This is a genomic window from Pseudomonas sp. GW822-FHT04H02 (genome assembly GCF_058800645.1).
The window spans coordinates 596284-614684 of the sequence record NZ_JBXAMM010000001.1; the positions used below are offsets into that span (position 1 = coordinate 596284).

Annotated in this window: 16 protein-coding genes; 5 read left to right on the forward strand and 11 right to left on the reverse strand. The window is 64.5% G+C overall.

Annotated features, from left to right (window positions below; genetic code table 11):
- Positions 1-104: 104 nt before the first annotated feature.
- From AC1RMG_RS02925 to AC1RMG_RS02945, 5 genes are all read right to left on the reverse strand, one after another.
- A complete protein-coding gene (locus tag AC1RMG_RS02925) occupies positions 105-1124 on the reverse strand; it encodes a branched-chain amino acid aminotransferase (protein WP_011060826.1) in 1020 nt (339 codons plus the stop codon).
- A 288-nt stretch (positions 1125-1412) separates the two neighbouring features.
- A complete protein-coding gene (gene lpdA / locus AC1RMG_RS02930; RefSeq protein WP_041117646.1) occupies positions 1413-2804 on the reverse strand; it encodes a dihydrolipoyl dehydrogenase in 1392 nt (463 codons plus the stop codon).
- 3 nt (positions 2805-2807) lie between these two features.
- Positions 2808-4112 carry a dihydrolipoamide acetyltransferase family protein gene (locus tag AC1RMG_RS02935; RefSeq protein ID WP_125063593.1) on the reverse strand — a complete coding sequence of 435 codons (1305 nt, stop codon included), beginning with the start codon at positions 4110-4112 and terminating at the stop codon, positions 2808-2810.
- Complete coding sequence (locus tag AC1RMG_RS02940) at positions 4113-5171, reverse strand: alpha-ketoacid dehydrogenase subunit beta (RefSeq protein WP_011060829.1); 1059 nt, start codon at positions 5169-5171, stop codon at positions 4113-4115. It lies immediately after the preceding gene.
- A gap of 1 nt (position 5172) precedes the next feature.
- The gene (locus AC1RMG_RS02945; RefSeq protein ID WP_065363800.1) at positions 5173-6408 is read right to left on the reverse strand and encodes a 3-methyl-2-oxobutanoate dehydrogenase (2-methylpropanoyl-transferring) subunit alpha; all 1236 of its coding nucleotides are present in this window, start codon (positions 6406-6408) and stop codon (positions 5173-5175) included.
- Between the two features lie 196 nt (positions 6409-6604).
- Here AC1RMG_RS02945 and bkdR point away from each other — a divergent pair, with 196 nt between their 5' ends.
- The gene (bkdR, locus tag AC1RMG_RS02950) at positions 6605-7093 is read left to right on the forward strand and encodes a Bkd operon transcriptional regulator BkdR (protein WP_011060831.1); all 489 of its coding nucleotides are present in this window, start codon (positions 6605-6607) and stop codon (positions 7091-7093) included.
- Between the two features lie 3 nt (positions 7094-7096).
- On the opposite strand, the gene AC1RMG_RS02955 is transcribed toward bkdR, so the two are convergent.
- Together AC1RMG_RS02955 and AC1RMG_RS02960 are read right to left on the reverse strand one after the other, a co-directional pair.
- Positions 7097-8293, reverse strand: a complete 1197-nt coding sequence (locus AC1RMG_RS02955) for a cyclic di-GMP phosphodiesterase (protein ID WP_342403576.1) — start codon at positions 8291-8293, stop codon at positions 7097-7099.
- A gap of 117 nt (positions 8294-8410) precedes the next feature.
- The gene (locus AC1RMG_RS02960) at positions 8411-10033 is read right to left on the reverse strand and encodes a methyl-accepting chemotaxis protein (protein ID WP_015635271.1); all 1623 of its coding nucleotides are present in this window, start codon (positions 10031-10033) and stop codon (positions 8411-8413) included.
- 247 nt (positions 10034-10280) lie between these two features.
- Between AC1RMG_RS02960 and AC1RMG_RS02965 the strand changes: the two genes are divergently transcribed.
- A complete protein-coding gene (locus AC1RMG_RS02965) occupies positions 10281-11765 on the forward strand; it encodes a DASS family sodium-coupled anion symporter (protein ID WP_493168275.1) in 1485 nt (494 codons plus the stop codon).
- Between the two features lie 15 nt (positions 11766-11780).
- Here AC1RMG_RS02965 and dapF read toward each other — a convergent pair whose 3' ends face one another.
- Positions 11781-12575, reverse strand: coding sequence for a diaminopimelate epimerase (gene dapF, locus AC1RMG_RS02970; RefSeq protein WP_493168277.1), 795 nt, complete (start codon positions 12573-12575; stop codon positions 11781-11783).
- Between the two features lie 208 nt (positions 12576-12783).
- Here dapF and AC1RMG_RS02975 point away from each other — a divergent pair, with 208 nt between their 5' ends.
- Both AC1RMG_RS02975 and AC1RMG_RS02980 read left to right on the forward strand, forming a co-directional pair.
- Positions 12784-14445, forward strand: coding sequence for an MFS transporter (locus AC1RMG_RS02975; RefSeq protein ID WP_011060836.1), 1662 nt, complete (start codon positions 12784-12786; stop codon positions 14443-14445).
- The gene (locus AC1RMG_RS02980) at positions 14442-15566 is read left to right on the forward strand and encodes an HlyD family secretion protein (RefSeq protein ID WP_019094312.1); all 1125 of its coding nucleotides are present in this window, start codon (positions 14442-14444) and stop codon (positions 15564-15566) included. Before AC1RMG_RS02975 ends, AC1RMG_RS02980 begins: the two co-directional genes overlap by 4 nt.
- 225 nt (positions 15567-15791) lie before the next feature.
- Here the strand turns inward: AC1RMG_RS02980 and copD are convergent, their stop codons facing one another.
- The 3 genes from copD to AC1RMG_RS02995 are packed head-to-tail and all read right to left on the reverse strand — an operon-like array spanning position 15792 to position 17503.
- The gene (gene copD, locus AC1RMG_RS02985; protein ID WP_493168279.1) at positions 15792-16667 is read right to left on the reverse strand and encodes a copper homeostasis membrane protein CopD; all 876 of its coding nucleotides are present in this window, start codon (positions 16665-16667) and stop codon (positions 15792-15794) included.
- Positions 16668-16670: 3 nt separating this feature from the next.
- The gene (gene copC / locus AC1RMG_RS02990; protein WP_011060839.1) at positions 16671-17039 is read right to left on the reverse strand and encodes a copper homeostasis periplasmic binding protein CopC; all 369 of its coding nucleotides are present in this window, start codon (positions 17037-17039) and stop codon (positions 16671-16673) included.
- A gap of 29 nt (positions 17040-17068) precedes the next feature.
- Complete coding sequence (locus AC1RMG_RS02995) at positions 17069-17503, reverse strand: GNAT family N-acetyltransferase (RefSeq protein WP_493168281.1); 435 nt, start codon at positions 17501-17503, stop codon at positions 17069-17071.
- 264 nt (positions 17504-17767) lie between these two features.
- On the opposite strand from AC1RMG_RS02995, the gene AC1RMG_RS03000 reads away from it, so the two are divergent.
- Positions 17768-18388 (forward strand): TetR/AcrR family transcriptional regulator, encoded by a 621-nt coding sequence (locus AC1RMG_RS03000; RefSeq protein WP_011060841.1) that lies wholly within the window; start codon positions 17768-17770, stop codon positions 18386-18388.
- Positions 18389-18401 lie beyond the last annotated feature (13 nt).

The following is an 18401-nucleotide window of genomic DNA, read 5'->3' on the forward strand; positions in this document are numbered from 1 at the left end:
GAAAAGTCTGACGCCGGTCTGCCCGGAACGAAGAGGCAGATTCCAGGCATGAAAAAGCCCGCCCCTGGCAACCAGGGGCGGGCTCGGCTGAAGCAGGGGGGGAATCAGACCTTGACGATCCAGCCCGCTGGCGCTTCGACGTCGCCGGTCTGCACACCGGTCAGCTCTTTATAGAGCTTCTGGGTGATCGGGCCGACTTCTTTTTCGCTGTAGAACACGTGCAGCTTGTTCTGGTACTCGATGCCGCCGATCGGCGTGATCACCGCGGCAGTACCGCAGGCACCGGCTTCCTTGAAGTCCGCCAGCTTGTCGATGAACACGTCGCCTTCGACCACTTCCAGGCCCAGGCGGGTCTTGGCCAGCTCGATCAGCGACAGGCGGGTGATGCCCGGCAGTACCGATGGCGAGTTGGGGGTGACGAATTTGTCGTCATGGGTGATGCCGAAGAAGTTGGCCGAACCCACTTCCTCGATCTTGCTGTGGGTCAGCGGGTCGAGGTAGATGCAGTCGGCGAAGCTGGCCTTCTTGGCCTGGGCGCCGGGCATCAGGCTGGCGGCGTAGTTGCCACCGACCTTGGCCGCGCCGGTGCCCTGAGGCGCCGCGCGGTCGTAGCTGGAGATCAGGAAGTTGTGCGGGGTCAGGCCGCCCTTGAAGTAGGCGCCGACCGGGATGGCGAAGATCGAGAAGATGAACTCCGGCGCGGTGCGCACGCCGATGTTGTCGCCGACGCCGATCACGAACGGGCGCAGGTACAGCGCGCCGCCGGTGCCGTAGGGCGGGATGAAGCGTTCGTTGGCCTTGACCACGGCCTTGCAGGCTTCGATGAACTGTTCGGTGGAGACCTGCGGCATCAACAGGCGGGCGCAGCTGCGCTGCATGCGTGCGGCGTTCTGGTCCGGACGGAACAGGTTGATCGAACCGTCCTTGCAGCGGTAGGCCTTGAGGCCTTCGAAACATTGCTGGCCATAGTGCAGGGCGGTGGAGCCCTCGCTGATGTGCAGCACATTGTCTTCAGTCAGGGTGCCTGCGTCCCACTCGCCGTTACGCCAGTGCGACAGATAGCGCTTGTCTGTCTTGATGTAGTCAAAACCCAGCTTGTCCCAATTGATGCTTTCGTTACCCATGACACCCTCTATCGCTTAACAACCGTCGGAACGGCTCAAGGCTTCTGACGTTTTTTTGGATGGGCACAACAATACTGCATTCCGGGGGCGTGCCGCATCCCGGACGATGGGAGGGGGCGCAAAAAAAACTTAGCCTGCTTATGAAGCTTCCCCCCTAACAGCCCCATACCCCTGTAGGAGCGAGCTTGCTCGCGAAGGCCCCGGCGCGAACGCTTGGCTATCCCCGCCAGCTCTTTCGCGAGCAAGCTCGCTCCTACCTGGGCACTGTCCTGTGTGCCCCTTGAATGGTTACAGATGCAGGGCGTGGCCCAGTGCCCGCAGCGCTGCTTCCTGGACCGCTTCACCCAGGGTCGGGTGGGCGTGGATGGTGCCGCCGATGTCTTCCAGGCGCGCGCCCATTTCCAGGGATTGGCCGAACGCCGTGGACAACTCGGAGACTCCGACTCCCACTGCCTGCCAGCCGACAATCAGGTGATTGTCACTTCGGGCCACCACCCGCACGAAACCGCTTTTCGATTCCAGGGTCATGGCCCGGCCATTGGCCGCGAACGGGAAGCTGCTGACGATGCAATCCAGGCCGGCAGCGCGGGCCTCGTCCGGGGTCTTGCCCACCACCACCAGTTCCGGGTCGGTGAAGCACACCGCGGGGATCGCTGCCGGGTTGAATTCCCGGTGCTTGCCGGCGATCAGCTCGGCGACCATCTCGCCCTGGGCCATGGCCCGGTGCGCGAGCATCGGCTCACCGCTCAGGTCGCCGATGGCCCAGACGTTGCGCATGCTGGTCTGGCACCGGTGGTCGATCTTGATGGCCGCGCCGTTCATGTCCAGGTTCAGGCTTTCCAGGTTCCAGCCCTGGGTGTTGGGCTTGCGGCCCACCGCCACCAGCACCTGGTCGGTGGCCAGGTTCAGGGTGTCGCCATTGGGCTCGCGTACCTGCAGGCTGCTGCTGGCGGCATCGAAGCCCAGCACGCTGTGCTTGAGGTAGAGCTTGATCCCCAACTGCTTCACCGAGTCCAGCACCGGCTGGGTCAGTTCGCCGTCGTAGGCGGGCAGGATGCGTTCCTGGGCCTCCACCACGCTGACCTCGACCCCGAGCTTGCGGTAGGCGATGCCCAGTTCCAGGCCGATGTAGCCGCCGCCGACCACGGTCAGGCGCTTGGGCAGGGTCTTGGGTGCCAGGGCCTCGGTGGAGGAAATGATCGGCCCGCCGATGGGCAGCATCGGCAGGTTGACGCTTTTCGAACCGGTGGCCAGCAGCAGGTGCTCGCACTGGATGCGGGTATCGGCGCCTTCGATCTCCACGGTCTTGCCGTCGATGACCCTGGCCCAGCCCTGGATCACCTGGACCTTGTTTTTCTTCAGCAGCGCGGCGACCCCGGTGGTCAGGCGGTCGACGATGCCGTCCTTCCATTCCACGCTCTTGCCGATGTTCAGGGTTGGCGCCGCCACTTCGATGCCCAGGGCCGAGCCCTGGCTGTGGTGGCGGGTCTGGTGGAACTGCTCGGCGACATGGATCAGCGCCTTGGACGGGATGCAACCGATGTTCAGGCAGGTGCCGCCCAGGGACTGGCCCTCCACCAGAATGGTGGAGATGCCCAGCTGGCCGGCGCGGATGGCCGCCACATAACCGCCAGGGCCGCCGCCGATGATCAACAGTTGGGTATTGAGAGTCTGTTGCATGTCTTACTCCACAAACAGCGTGGCGGGTTGTTCGAGCAGGCCGCGAATGGCCTGGATGAATTGCGCAGCGTCCATGCCGTCGACCACCCGATGATCGAAGGAGCTGGAGAGGTTCATCATCTTGCGAATCACGATCTGGCCCTTGATCACCATGGGCCGCTCGACGATGCGGTTGACCCCGACAATCGCCACTTCCGGCAGGTTCAGCACCGGCGTGCTGACGATCCCGCCCAGCGCGCCGAGGCTGGTGAGGGTGATGGTGGAACCGGAGAGTTCATCCCGGGCGGCCTTGCCGCTGCGAGCGGCCTGGGCCAGGCGCGCGATTTCCTCGGCGTTGCCCCACAGGCTGCGGGCTTCGGCGTGGCGCACCACCGGTACCATCAGGCCGACGTCGCTCTGGGTGGCGACCCCGACATGCACCGCGCCGTGGCGGGTGATGACCTGGGCTTCGTCGTCATAGCGGGCGTTGATCTGCGGGAAGTCGCGCAGGGCGACGACCATGGCCCGCACCAGGAACGGCAGCAGGGTCAGCTTGCCGCGGGTGGCGCCGTGCTTTTCATTGAGGTGGATGCGCAGCTCTTCCAGGGCGGTGACGTCCACTTCCTCGACATAGCTGAAGTGCGCGGCGCGATGCTTGGACTCCTGCATGCGCTGGGCGATCTTGCGGCGCATGCCAATGACCTGGATCTGCTCTTCATCATGGCGCTCGGCATAGCCGGCCCCTGGCGCCGAGTAACCCTTGAGCGGCTGGCTGTCCTGGGCCAGGTAGGCGTCCAGGTCTTCGTGCAGGATGCGCCCGGCCGGGCCGCTGCCTTGCACCAGGCGCAGCTGGATACCCAGGTCCAGGGCATGCTTGCGCACCGCCGGCGAGGCCAGCGGACGCTCGTCGGCTTCCCGGGCCACCGGTGCCTGGGGCGCTGGGCGGCAGGCTGCTGCTGGACTGGCGACGGGTTTTTCCGCTTTGGGGGCTTGGGCCACTGGCGCGGTGGCCACGGGCTTATTAATAGCTGCCGGCTCTTTTGCCGCCGGTGCGGCTGCCTGGGCGGATTCCTTGAGGTTGCCCGCGCCTTCGACCTCGATGCTGATGAGGATGCTGCCCACCGCCATCACTTCACCGGGCTCGCCGCCCAGGGAAATGACCTTGCCGTGCACCGGGGAGGGGATGTCGACCATCGCCTTGTCGGTCATCACGTCTGCCAGAACCTGATCTTCCACTACCTGATCGCCGACCTTGACGTGCCACTGCGCCAGTTCAACTTCCGCGATGCCTTCGCCGATGTCCGGCATCTTGATTACGTGCGTGCCCATTCAGACCTCCATGACCCGTTGCAGCGCCGCGCCCACTCGGGACGGCCCTGGGAAATATGCCCACTCCTGCGCGTGGGGATACGGCGTATCCCAACCGGTGACGCGCTCGATCGGGGCTTCCAGGTGGTGGAAGCAGTGTTCCTGCACCAGCGACACCAGTTCGGCGCCGAAACCGCAGGTACGGGTGGCTTCATGCACCACCACGCAACGGCCGGTCTTCTTCACCGACTTGACGATGGTGTCCAGGTCCAGGGGCCACAGGCTGCGCAGGTCGATGACCTCGGCGTCGATGCCGGTTTCCTCGGCCGCCACTTGCGACACATAGACGGTGGTGCCGTAGGTGAGGATGGTCACGTCCTTGCCCGGGCGGGCGATGGCCGCCACGTCCAGGGGGACCTTGTAGTAGCCGTCCGGTACCTGGGCCGCCGGGTGTTTCGACCAGGGGGTTACCGGGCGATCGTGGTGGCCGTCGAAGGGGCCGTTATACAGGCGCTTGGGTTCGAGGAAGATCACCGGGTCATCGTTCTCGATGGAGGCGATCAACAGGCCCTTGGCGTCGTAGGGGTTGGACGGCATCACGGTGCGCAGGCCGCAGACCTGGGTGAACATCGCCTCGATGCTCTGGCTATGGGTCTGCCCGCCGTAGATCCCGCCGCCGCAAGGCATGCGCAGGGTCATGGGCGCGGTGAACTGGCCGGCGGAGCGATAGCGCAGGCGCGCGGCTTCGGAAATGATCTGGTCCGAGGCCGGGTAGACGTAGTCGGCGAACTGGATTTCCGCCACCGGGCGCAGGCCGTAGGCGCCCATGCCGATGGCCGCGCCGACGATGCCGCTTTCCGAGATCGGCGCGTCGAACACCCGCGAGGTGCCGTACTTGGCCTGCAGGCCTTCGGTGCAGCGGAACACGCCGCCGAAGTAGCCCACGTCCTGGCCGAACACCACGACGTTGTCGTCACGCTCGAGCATCACATCCATGGCCGAGCGCAGGGCCTGGATCATGGTCATGGTGGTGGTGGTCATGGCGGTGTCCAGCTGGATATTGTTGTTGTGATCGTTCATTTCAGATCCCCAGTTCCTGGCGTTGGCGTTTCAGGTGCTCGGGCATGTCCTTGTAGACATCCTCGAACATGGTCGCGGCGCTGGGGATCTGGCCGCCGGCGAGGGTGCCGTACTGCTCGGCTTCCTTCTGGGCGGCGATGACCTGGGCTTCCAGCTCGGCACTGACCGCGGCGTGTTCCTCTTCGGACCACTGGCCGATCTTGATCAGGTGCTGCTTGAGGCGGGCAATCGGATCGCCCAGGGGGAAGTGGCTCCAGTCGTCGGCCGGGCGGTACTTGGACGGGTCGTCGGAGGTGGAGTGGGGGCCGGCGCGGTAGGTGACCCACTCGATCAGGGTCGGGCCAAGGTTGCGGCGGGCACGTTCGGCGGCCCAGCGCGAGGCGGTGTAGACGGCGATGAAATCGTTGCCGTCGACCCGCAGGGAGGCGATGCCGCAGCCCACGCCGCGTCCGGCGAAGGTGGTGGCTTCACCGCCGGCGATGGCCTGGAAGGTGGAGATCGCCCACTGGTTGTTGACCACGTTGAGGATCACCGGTGCGCGATACACGTGGGCGAAGGTCAGGGCGGTGTGGAAGTCCGACTCGGCGGTGGCGCCGTCGCCGATCCAGGCCGAGGCGATCTTGGTATCGCCCTTGATCGCCGAGGCCATGCCCCAGCCCACGCCCTGCACGAACTGGGTCGCCAGGTTGCCGGAGATAGTAAAGAACCCGGATTCCTTCACCGAGTACATGATCGGCAGCTGGCGCCCCTTGAGCGGATCGCGCTCGTTGGACAGCAGTTGGCAGATCATCTCCACCAGCGGCACTTCCCGGGCCATCAGGATGCTTTGCTGGCGGTAGGTGGGGAAGCACATGTCGTCGATGTTCAACGCCAGGGCCTGGGCACTGCCGATGGCTTCCTCGCCCAGGCTCTGCATATAGAAGGACATCTTCTTCTGCCGTTGGGCGACCACCATGCGGTTGTCGAAGATCCGCGTCTTGAGCATGGCGCGCATGCCCTGGCGGAGGATCTCCACAGGCACGTCCGCGGCCCAGTCGCCCAGGGCGTTGCCCTGATCGTCGAGCACGCGGATCAGGCCACGGGCCAGGTCGGCGCAGTCGGCAGGTTCGATATCGATAGGAGGTTTGCGGGCCAGGCCGGCATCGTTCAGACGCAGGTAGGTGAAGTCGGTCTTGCAGCCGGGACGCCCCGAGGGCTCGGGAACGTGCAGGCGTAGCGGTGCATACGCTGGGGTCATGGCTTTCTACGCTCGATCTTGTGGATTTCTTGTAATTGGGCGCGCTAGCTGACAGTCATTCCCTGGGTAAGAGAAATCTTGTCCTACAAACATCATAGGCCGGGCGTAGAAGAATATTTATCTCTGTTTCATTGCGCTGGACGGTATTTGCAGATAAAAAATCTGCATAAACATAAAAAACAGGTTGTTTTGTCTCATGCGCAAACTGGACCGTACCGATATCGGCATTCTCAACAGTCTTCAGGAGAATGCCCGCATCACCAACGCTGACCTCGCCCGCTCGGTGAATCTTTCTCCCACCCCGTGCTTCAACCGGGTCAAGGCCATGGAGGAGCTGGGGCTGATCCGCGAGCAGGTGACCCTGCTGGATGCCGACCTGTTGGGGTTGCACGTCAATGTGTTCATCCACGTCAGCCTGGAGAAGCAGGTGGAAGAGGCCCTGCAGCACTTCGAGGAGGCCATCGCCGACCGCCCGGAGGTGATGGAGTGCTACCTGATGGCCGGTGATCCGGACTATCTGATCCGGGTGCTGGTGCCCAGCATCCAGTCCCTGGAACGCTTCATGATGGATTTCCTGACCAAGGTCCCCGGGGTGGCCAATATCCGTTCCAGCTTTGCCCTCAAGCAGGTGCGCTACAAGACCGCGCTGCCCTTGCCGGCCAACGGCCTGACCCTGGGCACCTGAGGTTCAGGCCGGGACTTCGCTCCACAGCTGTTGCAGTTGCTTGAAGTCCCAGGCCTCTTGCGCTTCCCGGGCGACGATGTGTTCCTCGCCCTGCAGCCGTGAAAGGTCCAGGACCCGTTGCGGCAGGGGCATCTTCGAGCGTGTGGAAAAGAACACCTTGACCTTGGGCAGCAGCAGCGACTCGCTGTTCTGCTCCAGGACCACAGCCAGCTTGCCGCTGTTCAGGCGCACCAGGGAACCCACCGGGTAGATGCCCACGCACTTGACCAGGGCCTGCAACACCCGCGGGCCGAAATGCCCGGTCCAGCCGGACATGCGCTGCAAGGCTTCGGCCGGGTCCCAGCCACGGTTGTAGGGGCGGGTCGAGGTCACGGCGTCATACACGTCGCAGACCGCGCCCATCTGTGCGAACAGACTGATCTGCTCCCCCGCCAGATGGTGCGGGTAGCCGCTGCCGTCGATCTTTTCGTGATGGTGCAGGCACACATCCAGCACCAGCGCGTCCAGCTGCGGGTTCTGGCGCAGGATGGCACCACCGGCGGCAGGGTGCAGCTTGACCCGCTCGAACTCGTCGGCGGAGAGTTTTTCCGGTTTGTTGAGGATGCTGTCGGGGATGGTCAGCTTGCCGATGTCGTGCAGCAGCCCGGCGACTCCGGCCTGGTGCACCTGCTCCACCGGCAGCTCCAGTTGCCGGGCCACCGCCACCATCAGCGCGCAGACCGCCACCGAGTGCATGTAGGTGTAGTCGTCGGCGGTCTTGAGCCGGGCCAGGCTGATCAGCACGTCGGGGTGGCGCAGCAGCGAGCTGGAGATGTTGTGCACCAGCTCGTCCACCTGGACCAGCTCGATGGCCTGGCCCATGCGCACCTCCTGGAACATCTGCATCACCGCCTTCTTGGAGTGGGCGCAGATCTTCAGCGCACGCTGGATTTCCTCGGCCCGCTCGACCCGCAGCGGGGCTTCGCCCTTGAGCGGCGGCTGGGCGGCCGGCGCGCTGGGCTGCGGGTTCGCCGGCAGGTCCAGGCCCTTGTCCGAGTCGATCCACAGGCTGCTGACATTGGACTGGCGCAGGCGCTGTAGGTCGGCGTGGCTATTGAGCACGAAGCCGGCTTTCCAGAACGAATGGTCCAGCCACGAACCGCAGAACTGGTGGATATACATGCCCATCTGCAACTGCTGCACGGAAATGAGTTTGAGCACGGTCGAGCCCCCCACCTGATTCAGACCGGCCCGGGCGCCAAGAGGCGGCCCGGGCTGGCTGATCGATAACGCTCCTTGCCGTTACTTATCCTGAACCGCTTGACCGGTCGCGCCCGGTCAGAGGGAGAAGCGTGCCACCAGTTTGTTCAGACTGACCGCCAGTGACGACAGTTCACTGCTGGCGATGGAAGTCTGGCTGGCGGCGGACGAGCTTTGCAGCGACAGGTCGCGGATGCTCATCAGGTTCTGGTCCACCGAGCGTGCCACCTGGGCCTGTTCCTCCGAGGCGGTGGCGATCATCAGGTTGCGTTCGTTGATTTCGCTGATGGCCTGGGTGATATGACCGATGGCGGCGCCGGCCTCGTGGGCGATGGCCAGGGTCTGGCTGGCGTCCTCGCTGCTTTGCTGCATAGACAGCATAGCCTTGCTCGAACCGCTCTGGATGCCCTGGATCATCTGCTCGATCTCCTGGGTCGAGAGCTGGGTGCGGTGGGCGAGGGCGCGCACTTCATCGGCCACCACGGCGAAGCCGCGGCCCTGTTCCCCGGCCCGGGCGGCCTCGATCGCGGCGTTCAGGGCCAGCAGGTTGGTCTGCTCGGCAATGGCGCGGATTACATCCAGGACCTTGGTGATGTCCTGGGCCTGCTGGGCCAGGCCGGCCATTTCCAGCCGGGTGTGTTCCACGGTGCCGGTGAGTTTCTCGATGGAGTGGATGGTCTGCTCGACCCGCTCCTTGCCCAGCCCGGCCGAGCGCTCGGAGGCCTGGGTGGATTGCGAGGCGGACACCGCGTTGCGTGCCACTTCCTCCACCGCAGCGGTCATTTCATTGACCGCGGTGGCGGCCTGGTCGGTCTCCATGCTCTGTTGCTGGATGCCGGCGTTGGACTCGCGGGTGATGGCGCTCATTTCCTCGGCCGCGGAAGCCAGTTGGGTGGACGAATCGGCGATGTGGCGGATGGTGGATTTCAGGCTGTCGAGCATGGCCTGGGTGGATTTCTGCAGGTCGGTCAGCTCGTCCTGGCCGCTGACGTCCACCTGGGCCCGCAAGTCGCCCTCGGCGATCTTCTGGGTGGTGGCCAGCAGCGACAGCACCGGGCGGATGATGCTGCGGGTGAACAGGGTGGCGATGAGGATCGTCAGGACAATCGCCAGGACGATGATCACCGAGGTCAGGGTCAGGCCGGTGTCGAACTGTTGGCCTGCCTGGTTGGCGGAGTGCTCGGCGCCGTTTTCGTTGATGGCGATCAGTGCCTCGATGGCGGACTGCAGGGTGTTGGCCAGGGGCACGGTGACCTGGTTGATGTAGTCGCTGGTTTGTTGTGCAGTGTTGGTCTTGCTGCTCTCGATCAGCACCGCCAGCTTGTCCAGGTAGTCCTGGGCGCCGCGCTTGACCTGATCAAAGGTGGTTTTTTCCTCGGCGCTGGAAACCAGCGGTTCGTAATCCTTGATGGCCTGGGCCAGGCTGGCCTTCAGGGTCCCCAGCTTGTCCAGCGAAGCGGCTTTCTGGGCATCGTTCTCAGTGGCGTAGTGCAGTGCTTCCAGGCGCACGCGCAAGGTGCCGGATTCGATTTTCGTGGCTTGCCTGACGCTGGGCAGCCAGTTGGTTTGCAGATCCAGTGCCGCGTCGTGAATCTGTCCCATTTTCCACAGTGCCAGCCCTCCCAGACCAATCAGCAGTACACAGATGGCGCCGAAACTCAGTAGCGCCCTGGAAGTCAGTTTCATGTTTCTTGTCACCATAAAGGCACCTTGCAGGTTGGAGTGATACAGCCAAGTACGTTTCGACTCCTTGTCGCCTTGATATCACTCTGATCTCAAAGTTGTGAAAAATCTGCATAGATGTAAAAAAATATTTCTACGGGTGTTTTCCTGTTCAGCCCGCAGACAGCTTGAGCCCTTGCAGGACGCCGTGCTTGACCTTCATCAAGGCGCTTTCCGGGGTTTTGCGCCATGCTCGGCGCCTGTCCAATTGAAAAGGAAAAGGCCCATGTCCAAGCCTGAAACAACGGCGCCCACGGCCAAGGCTGTATTACCGATTGGATTGCTGATCGCCGTGCTGGCGATGGTTGTCGTGTTGCTGTTGCCACTGCCCGCCGACCTGCCGGTGGCGGGGCACCGGATGCTGGCGATCCTGGCCTTTGCCGTGGTGGTGTGGATCAGCGAGGCGGTGTCCTACGAGGCCAGCGCGATCATGATCACCGCCTTGATGGCCTTCCTCATCGGCACCGCGCCGACCCTGCAGGACCCGAGCCAGCTCTATGGCAGCTCGGCGGCCATCGGCCTGGCCCTCACCGGGTTCTCCAACTCGGCCCTGGCCCTGGTGGCCGGTGCCTTGTTCATCGCCGCCGCCATGACCCACACCGGCCTCGACCGGCGCATCGCCCTGGTGACCCTGACCCGGGTCGGCACCAGCACCCGGCGCATCCTTATCGGCGCCATTGCCGTGAGCATCCTCCTCAGCCTGCTGGTGCCCAGCGCCACCGCCCGCAGTGCCTGCGTGGTGCCGATCATGATGGGGGTGATTGCCGCCTTCGGCGTCGACAAGCGCTCCAATATCGCCGCCGGGCTGATGATCGTGGTCGCCCAGGGCACCAGCATCTGGAACGTCGGGATCCAGACCGCCGCGGCGCAGAACCTGCTGACCGTGGGCTTCATGGACAAGATGCTCGGCCAGCGCGTGGCCTGGCTCGACTGGCTGATCGCCGGCGCGCCCTGGGCGGTGATCATGTCTTTGGTGCTGCTGTGGCTGGTGCTGAAACTGCTGCCGCCTGAAACCGACAGCATTCCCGGCGGCAAGGAGGCGGTGGCCCAGTCCCTGGCGGACATCGGGCCCATGACCGGGCCGCAGAAACGCCTGCTGGCGGTGTCGGTGCTGCTGTTGTTGGCCTGGTCCACCGAAGGCAAGCTGCACCCCTTCGACACCACGACCACCACCTACGCCGGGCTGGTGATACTGCTGCTGCCGCGGATCGGCATCATGACCTGGAAGGATGTGCAGTCGCGCATTCCCTGGGGCACGGTGATCGTCTTCGGCGTCGGCATCAGCCTGGGGTCGGCGCTGCTCAGCACCCAGGCCGGGCAGTGGCTGGGGAGCCAGGTAGTGGCCCATACCGGCCTGGACCAGGTGGGGCCTTTGGCGGTGTTCGCGATTCTCGCGGCGTTCCTGATCCTCATCCACCTGGGGTTCGCCAGCGCCACGGCGCTGACTTCGGCCTTGCTGCCGATCCTGATCGCCGTGCTGCAGACCCTGCCGGGTGAGTTCAGCCGCCTGGGCATGACCATGCTCCTGGGCTTTGTGGTCAGCTACGGCTTCATCCTGCCGATCAACGCGCCGCAGAACATGGTCTGCCTGGGTACCGAGACCTTCAATGCCCGGCAGTTCGCCAAGGTCGGGCTGCTGGTGACGCTGATCGGCTACCTGCTGATGCTGGTGTTCGCCATGACCTGGTGGAAATGGCTGGGCTGGATGTAGGAAAAGTAAATCCCTTCACAGTGACCCGCTGAACACCCGGGTCACGCTGCCGGCCAGGCGCACCTTGCCCTGGCCGTCCCAGCTCACCGTCACCGGCCCGCCATCGCACAGCACCTGCACCGTGCTGTCCAGCAGGCCGCGGCGGATGCCGTTGACTGCCGCTGCGCAGGAGCAGGAGCCGGAACCCAGGGGGATGGCGCCATTGCGCTCCCAGATGCGCAGGCGGATGGTCTGGCGGTCGATCACCTGGATGAAGTGCACATTGGTCTTGTGTGGAAACAGCGGGTCGCTCTCGATCTGTGGGCCCAGCGTGGCAATGTCCAGCGGTGCCAGGTCGTCGACGAAAAAACTGCAATGGGGGTTGCCCATGCTGCACGCCGCCGGTGTTCCCGGCAGTGGCAGGTGCAGGCTGTCCAGCTCTCGGACCAGGGGGATGGACTGCCAGTCGAACGAAGGCAGGCCCATTTCCACCGACACCGACCGATCCTCAAGGCGCAGGCATTGCTGCAGGCCGCGGGCGGTTTTCACCTGCACCGAGGTGACGCCGCTTTCCTGCATCAGCAGGTCGGCGGCGCCCCGGGTGGCACTGCCGCAGGTGTCCAGGCTGGAACCATCGGCGTTGAAGAAGGTCAGTTGCGCCGCGCTGTCGCTGCAATCGCCGAGCACCACCAACTGATTGAAACCGATGCCACGCCGGCGGTCCCCCAGGGCCCTGGCCAGCTCGCGGGTGATCGGGTTGGTGCGGCCACGGGCATCGATCAGCACGAAGTCGTCACCATTGGCGTGCATCTTCACAAAGTTCAGGGGCATTCGGGCTCCAACAGGCGAGGGCAGGGAAGGGCGGGGGCCAGCGCATGCAGGATTCCGAAAAAAAGCCACCGACGCCAGCGCCTTAAAATAAAATTCATCCTGCAAGCCCGGGCATTGCCTGGGCGGCGGGATTTTCCGGCACACTGCCGGACCACCGGGAATATCGCCGACCGCCGCAACAGCGGCCGGCACAGCACAAGGTCATGGCATGGATCACTACGCCCCGCGCAACTGGCAGCCCCACGAAAAGCCCAGCTTGCCCGGCTCCCCCTCGACACCGTTGCACCCCACCCACAAGCGCCTGGCCTATGCGCTGGTGGGCTTGCTGGTGGCCATCACCGGTGGCCTGGGCAACTCGTTGGTGATCGCCAACCTGCCGTACCTGCAGGGGGCGCTGGGGGCGACCACCGCGGAAATGGCCTGGCTGCCGGCCGCCTACGTGATGACCAACGTGTCGATGAACCTGTTGCTGGTGAAGTTTCGCCAGCAGTTCGGCCTGCGCGCCTTCACCGAAGTGTTCCTGGTGCTCTACGCCCTGGTGACCTTCGGCCACCTGTTCGTCAACGACCTGAGCTCGGCCATCGCCGTGCGCGCGGCCCACGGCATGGTCGGCGCGGCGCTGAGCTCCCTGGGCCTGTACTACATGGTCCAGGCCTTCCCGGCGAAGTGGCGGCTCAAGGCCCTGGTGCTGGGGCTGGGCGCCTCGCAACTGGCCTTGCCCCTGGCCCGGCTGTTTTCCGAGGACCTGCTGCAGATCGCCGAATGGCGCGGCCTGTACCTGTTCGAACTGGGCCTGGCGCTGACCTCCCTGGGCTGCGTGTTCATGCTCAAGCTGCCGCCGGGGGACCGCTTCCGTACCTTCGAGAAGCTCGATTTCCTGACCTTTGCCCTATTGGCCACTGGCGTGGCCCTGCTGTGCGCGGTGCTGTCCCTGGGGCGCATCGACTGGTGGCTGGAGGCGCCGTGGATCGGCTACGCCAGCGCCGCCTCGATCCTGCTGATCATGGCCGGGCTGTGCATCGAACATAACCGCAGCAACCCGATGCTGATGACCCGCTGGCTGGGCAGCGGGGCGATAATCCGCCTGGCCCTGGCAGTGATACTGATTCGCATGGTGCTGTCGGAACAGTCCACCGGCGCCGTAGGCTTTCTCCAGGCGCTGAACATGAGCAGCCAGCAGATGCGCATGCTCTACGGGGTGATGCTGCTGGGCAGCATTGCCGGGCTGGCCACCAGCGCCCTGACCATCAACCCGGCGCACCTGCTGATGCCACTGGTCATTTCCCTGGCGCTGATGGCCGTTGGGTCGGTAATGGACAGCTTTTCGAGCAACCTCACGCGCCCGGCCAACATGTACTTCAGCCAGTTCCTGCTGGCCTTCGGCGGTACGTTCTTTCTTGGCCCGACCATGGTCCTGGGCACCCGCAACGTGCTGACCAACCCGCGCAACCTGGTGAGCTTCTCGGTGCTGTTCGGCATCTGCCAGAACCTCGGCGGGCTGATCGGCTCGGCCTTGCTCGGGACCTTCCAGATCGTGCGCGAGAAGTACCATTCCAGCCATATCGTCGAGCAGTTGACCCTGCTCGATCCCCAGGTCCTGGCCCGGGTACAGAGCGGCGGGGCGGCCTACGGCAAGGTCATCGCCGACCCGGACCTGCGCACCCTGCAAGGCATACGCAGCCTGGCCACCGCGGCCACGCGCGAAGCCAACGTACTGGCCTATAACGATGTATTCATGCTGATCGCGGTGATTGCGGTACTGACCATGATCTGGATATTCATTCGCAGCCTGTGGCTGATGAGCACGACCCAAGCGGTCGCGCCTGCCGCCCCGGCTCCCGTTCAACAAAGTGGTGCCTCTTCTTCATGAGCGAAACCGTCAACCCCACCACCAACGCCATTGCCTCGACTCCCGAGCCCAGCGGCCCGCCGACCATGCCGGCCACCGAGCCACGGCCGCTGGCGGTGCGCATCATCTCGTCCCTGGGCTTTGCCGCCATCGCCATCGTCGGTGTGCTGATCGTGCTCTACGCCTGGCAACTGCCACCCTTCTCCAGCGCCATCGAAAGCACCGAGAACGCCCTGGTGCGGGGGCAGGTGACCATCATCGGCCCGCAGCTCAGTGGCTACGTGTTCGAGGTGCCGGTGCAGGACTTCCAGCAGGTCAAGGCCGGCGACCTGCTGGTGCGCCTTGACGACCGCATCTACCAGCAGCGCCTGGACCAGTCCCTGGCGCAACTGGCGGTGCAGAAGGCGGCCCTGGCCAATGCCCTGCAACAGCGCAACAGCGCCGAAGCCACCATCAAGCTGCGCCAGGCGGCCCTGGCCGACAGCCAGGCCCAGGCGCGCAAGAGCGCGGCCGACCTGCAACGCAACGAAGCACTGATTGCCGACGGCTCGGTGTCCCGGCGTGAACTGGACGTGACCCGCGCGGCCAATGCCCAGACCGTGGCCGCCGTGGCCCAGGCCCAGGCGCAACTGGAAATAGCCCGCCAGGACCTGCAGACCGTGATCGTCAACCGCGGCTCCCTGGAAGCGGCGGTGGCCAGCGCCGAAGCCGCGGTGGAACTGGCGCGGATCGACCTGTCCAACACCCGCATCCTCGCCCCGCGGGACGGCCAGCTGGGGCAGATCGGCGTGCGCCTGGGGGCCTACGTCAACTCCGGCGCCCAGCTCATGGCCCTGGTGCCGAACCAGCTGTGGGTGATTGCCAACATGAAGGAAACCCAGATGGACAACGTCCGGGTCGGGCAGCCGGTGAGCTTTACCGTGGACGCCCTGAACCACCGCAAATTCACCGGCAAGGTGCAGCGGATCTCCCCGGCCACCGGTTCCGAGTTCGCCTTGCTGCAGGCCGACAATGCCACCGGCAACTTCGTCAAGATTGCCCAGCGGGTGCCGGTGCGGATCACCGTCGACCCGGACCAGCCGGAGCTTGAACGCCTGCGCCCGGGGTTGTCGGTGGTGGTCAGCATTGATACCAGCCAATAGCCGACACAGCACCTCACGTAGGAGCCGGCTTGCCGGCGAAGGGGCCGGCAAGATTTGCACCGATGCTGCAAACGCCTTCGCTGGCAAGCCAGCTCCTGCAAGGGCTGGGTTTTCCCAAGGCTCGATGCTTTGCGTAGGAGCCGGCTTGCCGGCGAAGCGGTTCGTAAGATTTGCAGCGATGCTGCCGACGCTTTCGCTGGCAAGCCAGCTCCTACAGGCTGAGGTTTAGACCGCCTGCATCGGCGGCAAGGTGCCCAGCAACGAGACCGCCGCCACTGCGGCCACTCCCAGCAGCCATTCCAGCTGCACGCTGTTGCGCAGGCTGGCAAGGCGCTGGTCGCAACCGCGGATTCGCAGGCGGTTGAACAGCGCCAGCCCCAGCATCCCCGCCACCAGCAGCACCTTGATCAGCAGGATCAGGGCAAAACCATTGAACAATGGAGTCGGCCACCATTGCCCGGTGAGCACCCGCACGTTGATCAGGCCGGTTAGCAGCAAGCCGGTTACCAGCCCATAACCCACGCCGCTGAAGCGCTTTAACAAGGGCTCGACAGACAGCCCAGCGGGTTGCCGCAACACCAGCAACAACACCAGCAAGCCCCCCAACCAGATGGCGACGCAGCTTAAATGCACGATCTGATTGAGGATCAGCAACTGCCCCGCCAACCCATCGAGCATGGCGCCGTGGCCCACCGGAGCCAGGGTTGCCAGGAGCAGGGCGCCCAGGCCCAGTTGCAGTGGCAGGCGCCTGCCCAGCGGGGTCAGCAGCAGGCCCAGCAACAGCAGGTTGAGCGACAGGTGCCAGCTCCACACCTGGCCGAAGAAGGTCTTGCCCAGCACCAACTGCACGGTCGCCGGGTCCAGCGCCGCCGGCCAGGAGCCGGCCATGCTGGCGGTGATCAGCAGCAACCAGCACAGGCCGCTGCCCAGGCCGGCCAGCGCCAGCCAGCGGCTGAGCCGATCGAGCTGTCGATGCACGGCGCCATGGCCGTTGTGCGCGGAATCACGGCCCAGCAACAGCGGGCGAAACACCCAGGCCCCGACCAGGGTCAGCACCACCGCAAAGTGCACGAAGCGGCACAGCACCAGCCATGACGCCATGGATTACTGGCTCACCTTGAAGCTGTAGCTGCCTTCGCTCTTGTGGGTATCCACCGACACGGCGTGCCATTCCACCTTGTACTCGCCGGCGCGCAGCGGCGTGGCGGCCGGGGTGACCACCAGGGTCTTCTTGTCCGCGCCTTCGGTGGCGACGCTTTTGACCTCCACCGGGGCGCCGTCCTTGCTCAGCTTGACCTGGGTGAAGGCCGCTTCCACGCCTTCGGTGAATACAAGACGCAGCTCGCTGGGCGCGCTGACACTGCCTTGGGCCGCCGGGGTCGAGCTTTTCAGGTGGGCGTGGGCGAACACTGAACTGGCGGCCAGCAGGGAGGTCAGCAGGGCGGTGGTGGTGAAGAGGTTTTTCAGGGACATGGCAGGTTTACCTTTAAAGAGAATGGGGCTCATTGGTCTTGCAACTGCATGTGAATGATCGGAAACGGCTGGCCTTCACCGTCGGTTTCCGAACGACCGCAGTCGACGAAGCCGTAGCGACGGTAGAAACCATGGGCCTGGGGGTTCTGTTCGTTGACGTCGACCTTGAGGCCGGGACGGCGTACGTGATCCAGGAGCTTTCGACCGATGCCCTGGCCCCGTTGGGCCGGTTCGATGAACAGCATTTGTACCGTGTCGTCGCTGGTGGCGATAAAACCGCCGGGGCTGGCGTCGGGGTTCTCCCAGACCCAGGCCTCAAGGGCCGGCAGGTAGCTGTCGCGTACCAGCGGGTACAGGCGCTGGATATCGTCTTCAGCGATAAAGTCATGGGTGGCGCGGACCGAACGCTCCCAGAGCGCGGTCAGCAGGGCGTCGTCCGCAGCGACGCGAGGGCGAATCTTCATGAGCATGTTCCATCGGTAACAGGACAGATGGCCGGCGATGGTGCAGGGCCGGCATTCGGGCAGAGACCTGTATGCCCGTGTCGCGAATTAACGCCTGGACGGAGCACCGCAGTGGCTGCTGCAAATGAGCGGGAGGCCGATCCTACCCAATATGGCCGGGTGGTGAAAGACCGACGCAGGCCGGCGATGTCGCAGGCTTGACAGCTCCCCGCAGCGGGCGGGCGGATGCTAGTCTTGCCCCAGACTGTTTTCGTAGGAGCCCTCATGGGCAATCACAAGATCGAGATTCGTCGCAGCAACGTGGAAAAGATCCTCCTGGGTGCCGAGAAAATCTTCGCTGAAAAAGGCTATGCCGGCACCGCCATGGCCGACATTGCCGAAGAAGTGCAACTGCCGCGCTCCAACCTGCATTACTACTTCAGCACCAAGAACGAGCTGTACAGCGCTGTGCTCCTGGACCTGCTGGATGTGTGGAAACAGGACGCATTGTGCTTCGAGATGTTCGATGACCCGCGGGTGGTGCTCAGCAGCTACATCCGCGCCAAGATGCAGCATTCACGCAGCCGGCCCTATGGCTCCAAGGTCTGGGCCAACGAAATCATGCACGGCGCCCCGACCCTGGGCGAGACCCTGGATGCCAGCCTGTACGACTGGGCGAAGATGAAGGAAGCGAAGATCCGCCAGTGGGTGGAGGACGGGCGGATCCTGCCGGTGGAGCCGTCGAGCCTGCTGTACATGATCTGGGCCTCGACCCAGCACTATGCCGACTTCGATCATCAAGTGATGATCCTCAACGACCATCAACCTTTATCGGATTTGCAATTTGAACGCGCAGTCCAGACCGTCACCAGCGTCATCCTGCGCGGCATCGGCCTGGAACCCTGAACCTGCATCGCCG